Genomic DNA, 16,091 nt, shown 5'->3' with positions numbered 1-16,091 from the left:
GAGAATACAAAAATAGTATTCCTTACCAAATAATCCAAAGACTTTTCAAAATCGATTCGATCGAATAAGCCATGAACCATCTGATAAGGAATACATAGAAAAAATATGTCTAGGTTATATTTCCTATTTAGAACTTCCGGCCAGATACCCCAAACTGGTTACATCTGCCCCCAAGTAATGATTAATGTGCTTCAATGGCACCCTGTACAGAATATCCGGGATTTCCGCCAATAAAGAGAGATACCTTTCCCTTACTGTCAGTTTGCGGGCACTCATATCCTCTTCCTCTTTAAAGTAAAACTGATACTCCATCAGTTGACGGACCAGATTCGCAAATGAAATTGAAGATGCACACAACTCTTCAATCTCCTCTTCACTGATGTAATAAGCAGCACATTTCGTCAGTGTCTTGATAGAATACTGACTTGAATTATAGCATAACACAGCATCACCCGCAGAGAAAAACCGGTTGGTTCTCTCCTCTCCTTCATGAGTGGTATATGTATGCAAAATACCGGAAACAATAATGTACAAGCTCTGCTCTGGCATTGTGGCAGAAGCAATCGTTTCTCCTTTATCCAGATACACCATTTCCATTCGAGCCAACAGCTCTTTCACTTCTCTTTCATCCACCTGATACTCAAAACAGAGTTTCTTCAAATAAGCTTCCATACAAAATAGATTTTAGTTAATATATGTCACTTAAAAACACCTAATTCGACATAGCAGGCATCATTGTGCCTCTCAAATATAATTTCCTTTGGGTATATCGTAAATACCAGATACAAATCAATAATGAAACGACCGTTGAAATGGGTGGAGCAAATCCCATGATAAACAGCGACGAGCTATCTATCTGGCTGAACCAGTATGACAACGGTATACGGAACAGGAAAGTGGCTATCAGACTGTGAATCATCGGGAATAACGAGTTTCCTTGTCCGCTGAAATAAGAATTAATGCAGAACACGAAACTAACCACGATACAGTCGATGCTATACCCTCGCAAATAATCTGCCGCCATTGCCACCACAGCAGCATCTTTCGTAAAGAAAGCAGTAAGAGTCTCCGGCAGGAATTGCGAATACACGCAAACCGATACACCGAAAACAAGAGCAATCCCAATCCCCGAAGCCAGACATTTATTCATTCTCTTGATAAGTCCCGCTCCATAGTTCTGTGCAGTCATGGTTGCCACAGCCGATGATATAGCCATCGGAGGCAGCATAGCAAACACGATGATTTTCTCAACAACACCCAGGGAAGCAGATGCAATGACTCCCATCTGATTGACAATGACAGTGATAATCAGAAAAGAAACATTGATTAAAGCATCCTGCAAAGCAATAGGTGCTCCCAACACCAAGATCTTTTTAGACAGATTCCGGTTCAATCGAATATCTTTCCGTGAAAAGTCAAAATGGAATCCGTGCCGATATAAGAACCAGAGCGCTATTCCAAAGCTGACTCCTTGTGCAGTTACAGTAGCGATAGCCGCTCCCGTAGCCCCCCAATGGAAATAACCGACCAATATAAAATCGAGCACTATATTTATCATACATGCCAGCCCAACAAAATAAAGTGGTGTTTTAGAATCACCCAGTCCACGCAAAATGCCACATACAACATTATATCCCACTATAAACAGAATACCCAGAGAGCATACCAAAATATAGCTTTTCGTATCTGCCATAGCTTCGACGGGAGTATGCATCAGTTCTGCTATCCGACCATGAAAAAGTACCATGACCAAAGTTAGCACTACGCCGGTTATTGAAAACAACCATACGGAAGTCCCGATAGTAAAAGCTACTTTCCGATTGTCTTTGGCTCCGGTAGCAATAGCAATCAGCACTGTTGTCCCGGTAGTAATACCCAGAATAATACCTGTTATTGTCTGCATCACCTGACTACCAATAGCTACGGCTGCCACACTTGCCGAATCATCATATTGTCCGACAACGAAAAGGTCAGCCCCGCCATAAAGTGCCTGGAGCACATTGGCAATCAGAAAAGGTACTGCAAACTGCAACAATACCTTCGGTACGCTTCCTTGTGTCAAATCTAACTCTTTCATAGTTTCTTCGATACTTTTCCTCTTTATCTTATTTTGTTACAACATAAAAAAAGTGCCGGACAAGCGAATGATTTGCACCATTCATCTTATCCAGCACTATAATTATTACCCAACTATATACCTTAATGTACCAAACAAAATATCTGATATTGTATTATCAATTACAAGGTAAAATAAAACCGACCTATCTGCGAAATAGGTCGGTTCTTAAATAGGAGGCTATGGATGAACAAGGCAATGAATTAGTGCTACCAAAAGTTCCTTTTAGAACCCCAAGCAGCTCGATAATGTTCACGTACCCACTCAAATCGACCATTTCTGATACGACTATAGGAGCGAACGTGAACCGATTTGTCACCAATATCTTGGCAAGAAATCCAATCATATGCACGATTCATAGTTATAAATAGTATTGAGCCTCCGTGTGGAGGAATATTAATCGTATCGGCATAGGTGGAATTTAGCCAATGGTCTCCTATTTATTTTTGCAAAGTTACTTCGTTTAGTTCATAAATCAAAATTGTAACAAATCAAAGAATTTTAAAGATTTTGCTGTCATATACTATAGTATGACAAACAGTCCTACCAATACGATAAGTACAATTGTTCCAACAATTATTAGAGTTTTGTTACGTTTTTGTACGGCATAATTAGTCCAGTCTACTTTCTTATTCGTAAAAAACGTAATCATAGGATTCTTAGGGTCTATTGCAGTTAGTATTGCTAATCCGCTGTCAAATTTTGATTTAGCTACATTAAGGTTTTTCTTAGCTCCGCCTTTTAGCCACAAATCTATATAAGATGCTAATGTCGTAAGTTCTTTAATAATAGACTCTTTATTGCTTGAATCAAATTCTATACGAATGATGTCCTCTAAGAATTGGGCATTTTGCTCATATTCCATAGTCTTTCGCTTAGCGCGTTCTATAGCTTCATAATCTGTAAGAGCCTGTCCTATAGATGAACCATTAGAATGCTCATAGCTTGTTTGTGCACTTGAACCAATTCTAAGGTCATCAGCGTGTCTACCATACAATTTGTTACCGAGTGCTTTGCCTGTTTTCCTTCCAAACTCATTTCCTAAATTGTCTAAGAATCCCATAATAATTTGCAGCTTTAGTCTTCCTAGTCTCAACAGAAGGGTATTAAATAGAAGAAGCGTGAGACTATTAGACTTATACCTAATGTCGGTTCTGGACTACCTCTGTATTGAATATAAGTACAAACAGCTCACGCCCTTGACCGTATATCAACACACGAGTGTGCGGTATACAAACCAAAGGGAGAACGTTTTGACTATTTCCTCAATACAGTTGAATTGTCCAGATTCACATTAGAGAAAAAGCACTAAACGCTTCCTAAATAATTAAGATGTCCAAAAGGACGATACAAATATACTACAAATTTCTTTAATTGTATCTGTTATCCTTCAATTTTGCATGTTTAAGTCTTTTGTTTATCTTAGGCATAAATTCCATAAACCTTTGCATGTCAGTTAATGTTCTAGTGTTGTATCTATAGGCGAACTCATTACAGTACATTTGTAAGTACTTAGGACTGACTACATGATAGATTCCCTTTATGCCACGCTTTAGATGTGACCAAAAGCCTTCTATACCGTTAGTATGAAAACCATCCTTTGCGTAAATTCCTTTGCTATGTTCTATAATGACACGTGTATAAAGATGAGATAAGCCATTATAGCCTGCCCAACCGTCAGTTACCAAAGTTGAACCTTCCTCAATCAGTCCAAAGACTAATAGATGCAATGTTTTCTGACTTGCGTCATAGGTGACGACTGGATAGACCCTATCTTCTGTTAGTACACCTACCACGGGAGTTTTCTCTTTAAGGCTTCTTCCTTGTGTACCTTTGTTCCATTTGTTCTTATTTTTGCCACCAACATAGGTTTCATCCATTTGAACTATACCACGGAATTTCTCAATTTCATCTTTATACATATTATGTCTTATTTTAGTCAGCATAAACCACGCTGTCTTTTGAGTGACATTTATGTCTCTTGATAATTGTAGGCTACTGATACCTTTCTTATGAGATAGGAAGATGTAAATAGCATAGAACCATTTCTCCAAGGGTATTTTGCTACCTTCGAACATTGTACCAACTGTTACAGTAAACCGTTTCTTGCAATGCTGACATTTGTAGAGCCCATTGAACTCTCCTTTGTTCTTTAATTTGTAATGATGTTCAGACTTGTGTTTACAATGAGGACAGACCGGTACGCCTTGCCACCTATATTGTTCTAAGAACTCTCTACATGAATTTTTATCATGTAGGGTGCTCATTAGCTCTATAAGTGACTTTATCTCTCGCATACCCGTTTAAGTTTTTGGCGGGTAATACAGAACCGATGTGTTCATATTTGTTATATTTTGTATTATAAATATAACAAATTTAATTAACACGTTAAAAATCAGATAGTTAAATAGTTTCCTATCAGAAATTAAATGATGTTAAGTATAATGAATTGATTCTATAAGCAAGATAAAATCTATTATTCGTATTATCAATAACATAAAAACTTCATCTTGTATTTAGATGAAGGATTGTATCGAACTTAAGCAACATGAAACAGTCTAATAATTATCAGAATGAGTCTTATAATAAGATTAAATGTATTTGTTATGTTTCAATATTATTGAATATAATAACAATATTATGGCAAATAGTTAACTATATAGTTTTGACATAAGTTAGTATTGACATTACAATAGTTGTAATCAATGAACATATAGATACTATTAGACTAAGAACAGCTATTTTGATTGTCTTGACATAACGTTTGTCTTCTATGTTTTCTTTGATTATTTGTTGTTCTAATTCTATACGTTTTATTTCTCGTTCCGAATCAGATAAATTAGGTAATCCTTTCGATTTCGAGATGTAAATGTTTGAATCTTCTGGTCGCATAAATACTATTTTTATGCAAAGTAGCTATAAAATATTGAATTTTGCAAATTTTCAATTTAGTACATTTATGTATATAGTTGGGAATTATTATTATAGCACCCTCCGATGAGGATTTTTATGCCTGTCCCTATTTCAGGGCTGCAAATATGGGCTTTGTTTTCATAATTACCAAATTTTAACCGGTTTTTATTTTCTTATGAAGATGTAACTAGCTATATATCAACTATTATCAGACGAGGTTTGGTCTATAGAATCTCCGTTAGAAAAACGAAAGAAAGCTGCCAACCGATCCGGATTCAGCGTATAACGTGCGCGTGCTTTTAATAAGGGTTCCGCATTCATTACGGCACAAGAATGAGAAACCACAGACATCATCGGCCAGTCCTTTAACGAATTTCCTACAACTAAAGTGTGTTCAGAAGCTAAACCCAAAGCTTTACATAACTGAAGCACCCCCTCTTTTTTACTCGCTTCAGGATGAATGACTGTTATCAGCGGAGCTTTATGAAAGACCTGGCAGGGATTTTCTTTCAACCGGGTAAGAATAGCTTCTCTCTGTTCTTTATCACGTACCAATATACTATACTTGTAAACCACTCCTTCATAACTATGAATAGTAACTTTTGACGATTCTCCATATACCTCCGGATATACTTTCACCGGCAAACACTTAATCTGCCCCGAATAAGATAATAACCCTCCATCTGCAAACACTCCTCCCCTGAATAAATCGAAAAGAGCCTTTCCCAGCTTTTTCTTCGCCTGCTCCATCGACAGAGAAGTGGCAAGATATAAGGAAACGGACTGTGCCATATATCGCAAAGCGTTAGCATAACTTTCAGGAACTTTTCCCTGTGAATCAGTCAGTGTTCCATCCACATCGAAGAAAACAGTCGTAATAAGTGGCTTGTCCGGTATTCGCCAGAACGCCCCTTCTCCCATTATTCGATGTAAAGGGTGATTGTTCAGGTTACTAAATGCAATATAACAGTCACAAACCTTCCTCTTGCAAGATAACGGCACAACAGCTCCATCACCTTGATAAAAATTACCTATCTTCACCCGGCTTCGGGGACAAGCATACATATCCCCTTTCCAATCGATAAAACAATTATTCCTTCCTCCTGCACAAACTTCCCATTGTGCCGGAGCATTCTTCAAGTCATACTCAAAAAGATTATCCAGTTGACTGAAAAACTGAATATCTTCCTGACTTAATGGTGCCCTTAACCCTTGCATAGCATTAATGAATAAATAAATATCCGGTAAAAGAGCATTCCGTAAATCATTAAGTACAGCCTTTGCAGAGGGATTTCCTACCGCTCCGGCACATACCTGTATTCCCGCATGATGGAGTATATGAATCTGATGTGCAAATTTCTCTACCGAAGTCATCTCAGGATGAAAACTAGCCCAAAGCCTTATCTTACTTATCACAGTGGGAGCCACACAAATCTCATCAAGCCAGTGTTTAGCCGGAAAAGAAAGGTTAGTCTGACAGGAAATTCCGGACACCTGTGGCAATGCCGCCAAATGCACCATTCCTTTCCGATAATAACGATGGATCAACGCTTCACCGTAAGGAATAATAAATAGCTGCAACGGCTCCCCTTTCCATTGTTCAATAGCTGCTATAAAACGATTCCATGCCTGTTCATCCTGTGTCGTATCTGCCAGATGCGACTTTTTGCCGAAAGGGCAATAAGAACAGGTATAGTTGCAACTATTCAATTTGCCGCGATAATATATACGCCTGAAGGAAAGTAAAGAGCCTTCGTTTTCCATTTCTATTTCGTTCAATAAGAATAAGTTTCCATCAGTTCTCTTATTTCAGGAGTAATGAACAACTGACCAATATAATCGGAGTATGCCATTCCTTCGGAAGTCAGACAAACACGACCGTTATCCGTATTTTCTATCCATTGCCGTTCAGCTAACTGTCGGAACAACGTCACATTATCCGGTGATTCTCCAAAGCGACGCTTATATTCGGTCTTGTCAAGCCCCATATAATACATCAGATTCTTAATGATAAAACGTTGCCGCCGTTCTTCCTGCGAAAGAATAAATCCATTACGAGCCACTGTAAAATCAGTAGTGCCCATATAATCATCTATCTCTCCGGCAATACAACGCTGGCAAACAGTATACCGGGTGGCATAATGCAAATTACCCAGGTAACTGCGTCCCCCGGAGCCACACGACAGCATCACTTCATCCCCACATGAGATTTCCGCATCAGTAGACGGATGATGAATAAAACGTCGCATCGAAGTTTGTAGAAAACCTCTGTCTTTCAACAAATCACAAGCGGCACAATACATCTGAAAACAGACATCATCGGATTCCCGCTCCGTGATAGCCGTTCCCGGTCGTACATATAGCGGATAGATAAAGAGTTCATTAGGCTGAAACAGAAGAGCCTGTTCCAATGAATAAAGAAAACTGGCTACAGTTTGTCCTTTGATTCCGTAAATCAAATCAATATTAAAAAATGGGAATTGCCTCTTCCGGATAGCCTCCAGCGCCTGATTAATCATGTCTTGCCGGGGACGTCTTTTCAAAGCAGTTAATTCTTCGTCAAGGAAACTCTGTATGCCAATACTCACACGAGCCACTCCTGCTTGCTTCAATAAGTCCAAACGGGCAGGATCGGCATATTCCGGCGATGTTTCTACGGAAGTAAAGGTATGTGAAGGATGCACTCCGAATAAGGCAGCCGTATCCAATAGGTATTCCAGTTGAGGAACAGTGAGGAGCAACGGTGTGCCTCCTCCAATGGCGAAACTATCAAATGCCAGTCCGGTAGTGAGTGGAGACAACTGTTGCGCCTGCTTGTGAAGAGTTTCCAAATAAGTTGCGATATAATCCGCACGATTTGTTTGCAGAGAAAACAGGTTGCAATATCCACATTTATGACTACAAAAAGGAATGTGGAAATAAAGCGATGCTTTCTGTCCTTCCACCTGTTTCAGGTAAGGAATCAGCGAAACCGGGGACGGAAAAGAACGATAAGCAGTTTTATGTGGATAACTATACATATAGTCTACATATCGTGGTAGCGGTTGATTCATTTTTTCGTTAAAATAAAATGTTTGTAAGGGACTGTATAAACCGTTTCGTGAGATATACAATGATATTCATATCCATCCTCTCCATAGCAAGTGCCATGATCGGAAAGAGCAATCACCAGCGTATTTCCCCGCTTCTGAAAGGCCTGAAATAAACGGGGTAGCTGACTGTCGACATATTGCAGCGCGGCAGCGTGTGATTCCTTATCATCCTTCATTTTGCCTTCCACATAATGACAGTTCGGATAATGAATAGCAGAAAAATTGATATACATAAAAATCCGTTTGTCCTCCGGATAGTTTTCGAGTTTCTTCAATGCAAAATCAATTTGTTTTTCAGTACTATCGGGTGCCGTGCATCCAAAGGTCGGCAGCCAATAACTTTTAGTAAAGTAACCGGGAAACACACGCCCCAGTTCATTACGCTTGCTGAAGAAGTTCACCCCTCCTATACAAATCGTTTCATAACCTACATTGGCAAGGCTTTGCACAAAAGTTGCTTCCGTAAACGGATAACTTCCCGCAGGCGGAATACGTCCCGTACCAGCTTGCACAGGGAAAAACAACCACTTACGGCTGCGTAGCGAATGAGGTTCCGCCGGAGAAGGCAGAAATCCTGCAAAGATGGCAAAATGAGACGGGTAAGTAAAATTTCCCGGCGCATGTCTTTTTTCCCATTCTCCTCCGTGACTGTTCAGTACCGGTGTTCTTCCTGCCGCTTCTTCCTCCTTGCTGACATCATAACGCAAGGTATCAAAGCAAAGCATCAATATATCATGAGTACCCACCACCTGATTCATATCCAGATCCGGATTTTGGGTCTGTTCGCCAGCCGGCAGTTCATCTATTTGCATGGTTATATCTCTTTTTTATGTTTTTTATCTGTTGAATATAAATAGAATTATGAGCAAACATATCCTGATACACATGATCTCCCTGTCCGTTGACTTCTATTATATAAGGTATATCTGTTCCTCTCTCAATCAGGACATCCACTCCGGCATACTGCAAATCCAAGGATTGAACCGCTTCCTGACACTGAAAATAGATTTGTTGCCGCACTACTTCCGGCAAAGACAACTCGTTCCACCAATGTGCCTTATTGTTCAGATGCAGATTGGTTATGCTTCCTTTACTACATCTCACAACGATATAATCAATTTCAGATTCCCGGCACACTACCCGGAGATCATAATTCTCTCCCTGCAACTGCTCTTTAGGAATCCATTCTTCTAAAATAGCTTCTGTTTGCATCACCGCTTCCGCCAACGGGATCATCTCTTTTTCCGTACTCAAACGGTGGATACGTTTGGTGTTATGAATGACTCCGTCCACTTGTTGTAAGGTAGTATAGACTACCCATTTATTCCGGTTGGGTTGATAGCGAACAGCCATAATACCTCCCGCCCCCGAACCGTAACGGGGTTTCAAAAAGCATCCTCTACCGCAATCGGCAAGAAGCTCTCTCAACTCATCAAAAGAACGGGGAGAAGGTAACATCGGAGTCACTTTCAACCCTCTGTCCATCAACACTTGTTTAGTTTCCTTTTTATCAAGAGCACGTAATAAAGCATGGGGAGTATTCAAAAAGCACACGTCATCAGATAACCTCATCTCGCCTAAACGTTGCAGCGTCTCCTTATATGCCTGATTCAACAGCGCATATTTCAGGAAATTCGTTTCATCGCTTACACAAGGTTCCAGTTTGATAACTACCTGCCGTAGTTGCGGCAAGCAGTTAAAAAGTTCCCCGTAAGTCATAAAACGAACTTCCACCTGCAAGTGTTTGCCTGCTTCAATAAAGTATTCTATACGTTTGGACAGAGAGTTGCTGACAACGATTATCTGCATCTCCTATTCTGTAATCATCGGGTAATACCACAATTCACCATCATATTCATCTGCCTCTTCAGTTTCAGCAATATCTATTTTCATAGGGAGACTCTGCAACTGTTTCTTCATCTCCTTGCTCAAATAATTATAGCGCATATTGATAAACTTCAAATGAGCGATCTTATCCATACTATCCAGCAATAATTGGGCACCTTCATCTTTGAGAGTACCAGCCGAAACATCCATTGTTTCAAGTTGGGGAAGAATATCCGACTCCAGGAACATTTCTACAATCTTGTCCTGTTCTTCAGAGTTGACGATCCCCAGATAAGTCAGCTTCGGGAAACGTTCTTTGGAGAACAACGGACGGAATATCTCAATATCAGCTTCAAATCCATAATCTTCCACACCAACATATAGAATCAGTTTTTCCAGATTGGGGAAATCAGAACCAAGAATATCTTCTACCACTTCGGTAGGCAGGCCACCACTGATAATTTCGAGTGACCGCAACTCCGGCCGTGAAGTCTTTCCCAAACGCAGATTATTGGTTCCTTTGATTTTCAGATCTTTCAATTTAGGCATGGCATCGAGCAGCGGACTAATATCAGCTTGTTCAATCCATGAAATCTCCTGTTCTTCCTGCTCAATATCTCCCCAGAACAAGCCTTCTATTTGTGCGAACTTCTCCTTATTTTCAATCATTCCCTGTAATAAGGCAGAACAGTCGCCACCCTCATAATCCCAACAACCGATTGTTATTTGTTTATATTCAGAGAAATGTTTATCTTTCAATATCTTATCCAGAAGATTCACATTGTTTTCATACTCATCATAACTCAAAGTATATTTCTTGGCTTCCACTTTCATTTCACGTGCAGTTTCTTCAGCAGTTTCTACATACCCTTTTTTGGTCTTTTCCGCAATCAGTTTGCCGGCTGCTTTTTCAGCTTCTTCAGTCGTTGCGTAGTTTTTCACTTGTGTTTGTCCGTCGGTCCCCAACTTACCATAATTTACAGTAACATCTGTTCCGACTACCTCTATGCTCCAGAATTTCTGCGATTTAAAATCTTGAAAAACGAATACTCTCTTCATAATACAGTTTTTAATGGTTGATATTTGCACACTCAACACAGAACGCGCATGAACAATACCTGCAAAAATAACCATTTTATGTAATGTACAAAGAAATCTGTTTACTAAACTTTCAGAGTATTCAAAAATACAACCCAAGATATGCAACAAAGGCTGCCTTTTGGGGCAGCCTTCATTATTCTATTTCTGTAATATATCAGTTTAATCTTCAATAGTACATATACTTACACGGTTCCAATCCGGTTCAGTAAACATATCGCCTACACCCTGACCTTCAGCAGTGATACGAGATGCACTGATTTTATACTTGTTGACCAAGATTGTTTTTACAGCTTCTGCACGTGCTGCGGCAATTCTGGCATTCACTTCAACACTACCTTCCGGAGAAGCGTATCCCTTAATAACCACTTTAGAATCAGCATATTTCTTCAGGTAAGAAGCTACACGTTCCACATTAGGAAGTTGTGAAGCGTCAACTGACGATTTACCTTGTCTGAAAGTAATGATAGATTCGGGTACACGGGCGGTTTTCACTACAGTCTCCACCGGAACCACTTTTGTGCGGCATGCTTCAAGTTCTTCCTGCAATCCGTTGATACGTTGGTTTGCATTGCTGATCTCACCATCTTTGTTGTTTACATCTGCACGAAGTGCATTGATTGAAGAGTTCAGTCCGTCAATTTCGGCTTGATTATATACTCTCACTTTGGCAAAATGATGTGTTCCGTTACTTGTCTTAAAGTGATATGTCAATCCGGCTGTCAACTCAAAACCTGCGTTATTAGCATTGAAACGGCTCTTTGTTTCAGGGTAAGTACCTTGCATATCATACACAATGGCAGGTTTGATTCCTAATGTCCATGCTTTACTTTCACCCAAGTTGAAATTGAAATTCAATCCCAAACGCGTAGACCAGGAGTTCTGATCGCCATCGCCATTCACATAATAATGTAACCAACCCATTCCGGCCACAGCTTCCACTTCAAACAAACGAGGTTCGCCCGTGTAACTTGCAAATAGATTCATCAAATTGACTTTACCCAATACGCTGACATCCGAAGCATCGAAAGCCGTTTTACTGGATGTGGTATTGATATATCCCATTCCTTGGAATCCCAAACCGAAGATAGGAGTTAATTGCTTTGAGACTCCCACTCCAAAAGTGGGACGCATACCTTTAAAGAAAGCACTGTGAGTAAGGGGAGTAACTCCACCGGCATTTACTCCGACAGACCAATTATCTGTAAGTTTGGTACCTTCTACAACTGATTGGGCATTTGCTACTGTAAAGCCACCCAATATAAAAGCTAATAAAATAATAGATTTTCTCATATTCATAAGTTTTAAATGTAATGTTTTATCTGCTAAATCATTAGAAATGTATTGTTTGTTCATGTCTAACTTTCTAGTTCATTTTTTAATTCGTTATTCACTTTAAACAACATATCATATCAAATATTAGTTCGCAAGCCATGAGCCCTATTAACATCTATTATGCTTTCGAAAAATCTAAAATATGGAAACATCAATGCAAACGCCTCATTCCCTGAAGAGAAAGGGATCCCAACATCGCTGACCATTATGTATCTTGTTTCATTATGATGCCAACGCCAATGTGGAAAATAAGAATATCGCCACACTGATAGGAGAACTGCCCAAATCCAATTTCATCCGCCTCAACCGCCGCCTGCTGACAGACCGTTTGAGAGATATGTATGGTAAAGAGGCTTCCGACCGTTATTTGGAACTCCTGAACCATCACTTCATCTACAAAAATGATGAAACCAATCTGGCGAACTACTGTGCCAGTATTACCATGTATCCCTGGCTGATAGCAGGAACAACAGCAGTAGGAGGTAATTCTACCGCCCCGACCAATCTGAAATCCTTCTGCGGAGGATTTATCAACATGGTATTTATCGTATCCAGTATGCTAAGCGGCGCATGTGCCACTCCTGAATTCCTGATGTACATGAACTATTTCATTGGTTTGGAATACGGGCAGGATTATTATAAACATCCGGATAAACTGGCAGACTTGTCTCTGAAACAAAGATCGATCGATAAAATCATCACAAACTGTTTCGAGCAAATCGTATATTCCATCAACCAACCTACGGGTGCCCGCAATTTCCAGGCAGTTTTTTGGAAGGTGGCTTATTATGATAAGTATTATTTCAATAGCCTTTTCGAGCACTTTGTTTTCCCCGACGGAAGCAAACCCGACTGGGATTCGCTTAGCTGGTTGCAGAAGCGTTTTATGAATATGAGTGACAATGCCGACTCTTTGAGTAGCTGCTGCCGTCTGCGTAATGAAATACAGGACAATGGCTTTAGCTATACATTGGGAGCCGGAGGAGTCTCTACCGGTTCGAAGAGCATGCTGACCATCAATCTGAACCGTTGTATACAGCATGCTGTAAAATCAGGTATTCTCTACCCTTTCTTCTTGGAAGAAGTAGTAGACCTGGTTCACAAAGTACAGCTTGCCTATAATGAGAACCTGAAATTATTGCAGGCAAAGGGTATGTTGCCTTTGTTTGATGCAGGTTATATCAATATGAGCCGCCAATATCTGACTATCGGTGTGAACGGACTGGTGGAAGCAGCCCAATTTATGGGAATCGACATCAACGACAATCCGAAATACGAGGCTTTTGTACAGGAGATTCTCGGCATGATTGAGAAATACAACAAAAAGTATCGTACCAAAGAAGTGCTTTTCAACTGCGAAATGATTCCTGCCGAAAACGTGGGTGTGAAACACGCGAAATGGGACAAGGAAGCCGGATTCCAGACTTACCGCGAATGTTACAACAGCTATTTCTATATTGTAGAAGACAAATCACTGAACATTGTCGATAAATTCCGCCTGCACGGGCATCGTTATATCGAGCATCTGACGAGTGGTTCGGCTTTGCACATAAATCTGGAAGAGCATCTTAGCAAAGAGCAATACCAGCAGTTGCTTCGTGTTGCCGCTACCGAAGGTTGCAACTACTTCACATTCAATATTCCGAATACAGTATGTAACAAATGCCATCATATCGACAAACGGTATTTGCATGAATGTCCCGAATGTCACAGCGAGAATGTGGATTATCTGACCCGCGTCATCGGATATATGAAGCGTATCAGCAATTTCTCCCAAGCACGGCAAAAGGAGGCCGATTTAAGATATTATGCTTCGGTACGCTGATTATGATATTGTTTTTCAGGAGATACCGGATGAGGTGACATTAGCCATCAACCTCTCCAACTGCCCCAACCATTGTAAAGGGTGCCACAGTACATATCTGATGGAAGACGTAGGAGAACCATTGACGGAAGAAAGTCTTTCTACCCTGCTCGGTAAATATGGAAAAGCAATTACCTGTGTCTGTTTCATGGGCGGTGATGCTTCACCCGCAGAAGTGGAACAATTAGCTGCTTTTTTACACAAGCAGACCATCACTCCGGTAAAAGTCGGATGGTATTCCGGGAAGAGCAAACTGCCGGATCACTTTGATGTATCTCATTTCCAATATATAAAGTTAGGACCTTACATTGAGTCTCTGGGAGGATTAAAATCAGAAACGACCAATCAGCGGTTGTACCATATAGAAAATGGAATAATGGAGGATATAACTTATCGCTTTCTTCCCCATCATTCCAAAAAGATTTCTTAATAAGAGAAACGCTCAAACGGAGTATGTCATATTTTCCGTTTGAGCGTTCTTTTTCTATTTGAGAAGTGCCGCAGGCACATCACCATTATAAGGCGAAACATTCATCTTGATTAAACTTTACGCTTCCGACTTATCAGCATCACCCCTACAAGAATTACCAGCAAACCGGAAACTTGAATAAAAGTGACTTGTTCATTTCCTAAAAAGCCCCCTAACAAAACTGCAATAAAAGGATTGACATAAGCATGTGTCCCTACTTCTGCAGCCGGACGTACTTTCAACAACCAGACATATGCAGAATATGCCAGTAAAGAACCGAAAGATATTAAATAAAGCAAAGAGAGCCAGCTTATAACCGATATTTCAGTCAATTCAGCATCCAGAACATCTCCGTTTATAACAGCGCAGAGCCAGAACATCGCACTGGCAAAAAGCATTTGCCAGGCAGAACCGGCAAAAACATTCACTTCCTCCTCACAGGAAGAGCGATATTTAGCATATAATGTTCCTAAAGCCCAGGATATACAGCCGAAAATAAGAAGTAGCATACCACGTTCACTATGCGAATGCAACCATTCTGCATTGAGTTGTTCTGCATAAAGCATCACTACACCTCCGAAGCCAATCAAACCTCCCACTATTGTAAGTGGATTGCGGAAATTAGTACGCCACATCGGGACGTCCAACAGTAAAATCCAAAGGGCTGTGGAAGAAGCTATAATGGCTACAAGACTACTCGTCAGATAACGTTGTGCCAACATTACAACAGCCATATCCACAAATAACAAAACAATACCACTAACGGCAGAACGCTTCACTAAGCTTTTCTTAAAAATTTGTTCTCCCCGCAAATAGCAGATTCCAAGAAGTATAATCCCGGCAGCCGCAAACCGGAGTGCTCCGAGCAAGAAAGGTGAAAAGTCCTTCAAAGCTACACCAATAAAAAAATAGGTAGAGCCCCAGACTACATAAATGAGAAAATAAGCAACGACAATACCTACCGCATTCCCTTTCGAACAATTCAGACTTTCCATATTACTTCTTTTAATTCGTATTTACGGGGAGTGAGAAGGGGGATCTCTCAATAAATTGACAATTATTTTATTATTTCAACGCCCGCTTCAATCTGTCTAATCCTTCTATCAACCGCTGTCGCGGACATGCAATATTGATACGGATAAATCCTTCACCAGTCTCCCCATACAGACTGCCTTCGTTCACCCAAAGTTTTTCTTTCTTCAACAAGTCTTTTACTATTTCTGCTGACGTTTGATTCAAGACCGAGCAATCTACCCAAACCAAATACGTACCTTCCAACATCATTACGGGAAATTCCGGAAGATATTCATCAAAATAACCTTTTAAATAGATGTAATTCGCAAACAAATAGATTTTAAGTTCCTCCAGCCATTCTTC

General features: G+C 40.2%; 12 protein-coding genes and 2 pseudogenes. 2 read left to right on the top strand and 12 right to left on the bottom strand.

What is annotated here, in order from left to right; genetic code table 11:
- Positions 1-123 precede the first annotated feature (123 nt).
- The 10 genes from ACT8YW_RS12100 to ACT8YW_RS12055 form a co-directional block, all read right to left on the bottom strand.
- Entirely contained in the window at positions 124-672 is a 549-nt protein-coding gene (locus tag ACT8YW_RS12100) for a Crp/Fnr family transcriptional regulator (RefSeq protein ID WP_117934956.1), read from the bottom strand.
- A 40-nt stretch (positions 673-712) separates the two neighbouring features.
- Positions 713-2,077, bottom strand: coding sequence for an MATE family efflux transporter (locus ACT8YW_RS12095; protein ID WP_444105173.1), 1,365 nt, complete (start codon positions 2,075-2,077; stop codon positions 713-715).
- A 562-nt stretch (positions 2,078-2,639) separates the two neighbouring features.
- Positions 2,640-3,179 carry a hypothetical protein gene (locus ACT8YW_RS12090; RefSeq protein ID WP_195399823.1) on the bottom strand — a complete coding sequence of 180 codons (540 nt, stop codon included), beginning with the start codon at positions 3,177-3,179 and terminating at the stop codon, positions 2,640-2,642.
- A gap of 307 nt (positions 3,180-3,486) precedes the next feature.
- Complete coding sequence (locus tag ACT8YW_RS12085) at positions 3,487-4,413, bottom strand: IS1595 family transposase (protein ID WP_444105171.1); 927 nt, start codon at positions 4,411-4,413, stop codon at positions 3,487-3,489.
- Between the two features lie 814 nt (positions 4,414-5,227).
- Entirely contained in the window at positions 5,228-6,793 is a 1,566-nt protein-coding gene (locus ACT8YW_RS12080) for an STM4011 family radical SAM protein (RefSeq protein WP_444105169.1), read from the bottom strand.
- A gap of 11 nt (positions 6,794-6,804) precedes the next feature.
- Positions 6,805-8,082 carry an STM4012 family radical SAM protein gene (locus tag ACT8YW_RS12075; RefSeq protein ID WP_444105167.1) on the bottom strand — a complete coding sequence of 426 codons (1,278 nt, stop codon included), beginning with the start codon at positions 8,080-8,082 and terminating at the stop codon, positions 6,805-6,807.
- The gene (locus tag ACT8YW_RS12070) at positions 8,079-8,933 is read right to left on the bottom strand and encodes an STM4013/SEN3800 family hydrolase (RefSeq protein ID WP_004297058.1); all 855 of its coding nucleotides are present in this window, start codon (positions 8,931-8,933) and stop codon (positions 8,079-8,081) included. The genes ACT8YW_RS12075 and ACT8YW_RS12070 overlap by 4 nt, the downstream gene beginning before the upstream one ends.
- A complete protein-coding gene (locus ACT8YW_RS12065) occupies positions 8,920-9,930 on the bottom strand; it encodes an STM4014 family protein (RefSeq protein ID WP_444105165.1) in 1,011 nt (336 codons plus the stop codon). Before ACT8YW_RS12065 ends, ACT8YW_RS12070 begins: the two co-directional genes overlap by 14 nt.
- 3 nt (positions 9,931-9,933) lie before the next feature.
- On the bottom strand, positions 9,934-11,007 hold the full coding sequence (locus ACT8YW_RS12060; RefSeq protein WP_444105163.1) for an STM4015 family protein: 1,074 nt from the start codon (positions 11,005-11,007) through the stop codon (positions 9,934-9,936).
- Between the two features lie 201 nt (positions 11,008-11,208).
- Positions 11,209-12,345 carry an OmpA family protein gene (locus ACT8YW_RS12055; RefSeq protein WP_008774604.1) on the bottom strand — a complete coding sequence of 379 codons (1,137 nt, stop codon included), beginning with the start codon at positions 12,343-12,345 and terminating at the stop codon, positions 11,209-11,211.
- Between the two features lie 259 nt (positions 12,346-12,604).
- Here ACT8YW_RS12055 and nrdD point away from each other — a divergent pair.
- Positions 12,605-14,206, top strand: a pseudogene (gene nrdD, locus ACT8YW_RS12050) (anaerobic ribonucleoside-triphosphate reductase); the annotation flags it as partial.
- Positions 14,190-14,675, top strand: coding sequence for an anaerobic ribonucleoside-triphosphate reductase activating protein (nrdG, locus tag ACT8YW_RS12045; RefSeq protein ID WP_444105161.1), 486 nt, complete (start codon positions 14,190-14,192; stop codon positions 14,673-14,675). The pseudogene nrdD and the gene nrdG, both read left to right, overlap by 17 nt.
- 110 nt (positions 14,676-14,785) lie before the next feature.
- On the opposite strand, the gene ACT8YW_RS12040 is transcribed toward nrdG, so the two are convergent.
- Positions 14,786-15,709, bottom strand: a complete 924-nt coding sequence (locus ACT8YW_RS12040; RefSeq protein WP_444105159.1) for an EamA family transporter — start codon at positions 15,707-15,709, stop codon at positions 14,786-14,788.
- Between the two features lie 70 nt (positions 15,710-15,779).
- A pseudogene (locus ACT8YW_RS12035) lies at positions 15,780-16,091 on the bottom strand (cystathionine beta-lyase); the annotation flags it as partial.

This window comes from Bacteroides sp. (assembly GCF_052357945.1).
Lineage (GTDB): Bacteria > Bacteroidota > Bacteroidia > Bacteroidales > Bacteroidaceae > Bacteroides.
Note: the sequence above shows the minus strand (reverse complement) of the source record. Positions and strands in the feature narration are given on the sequence as shown.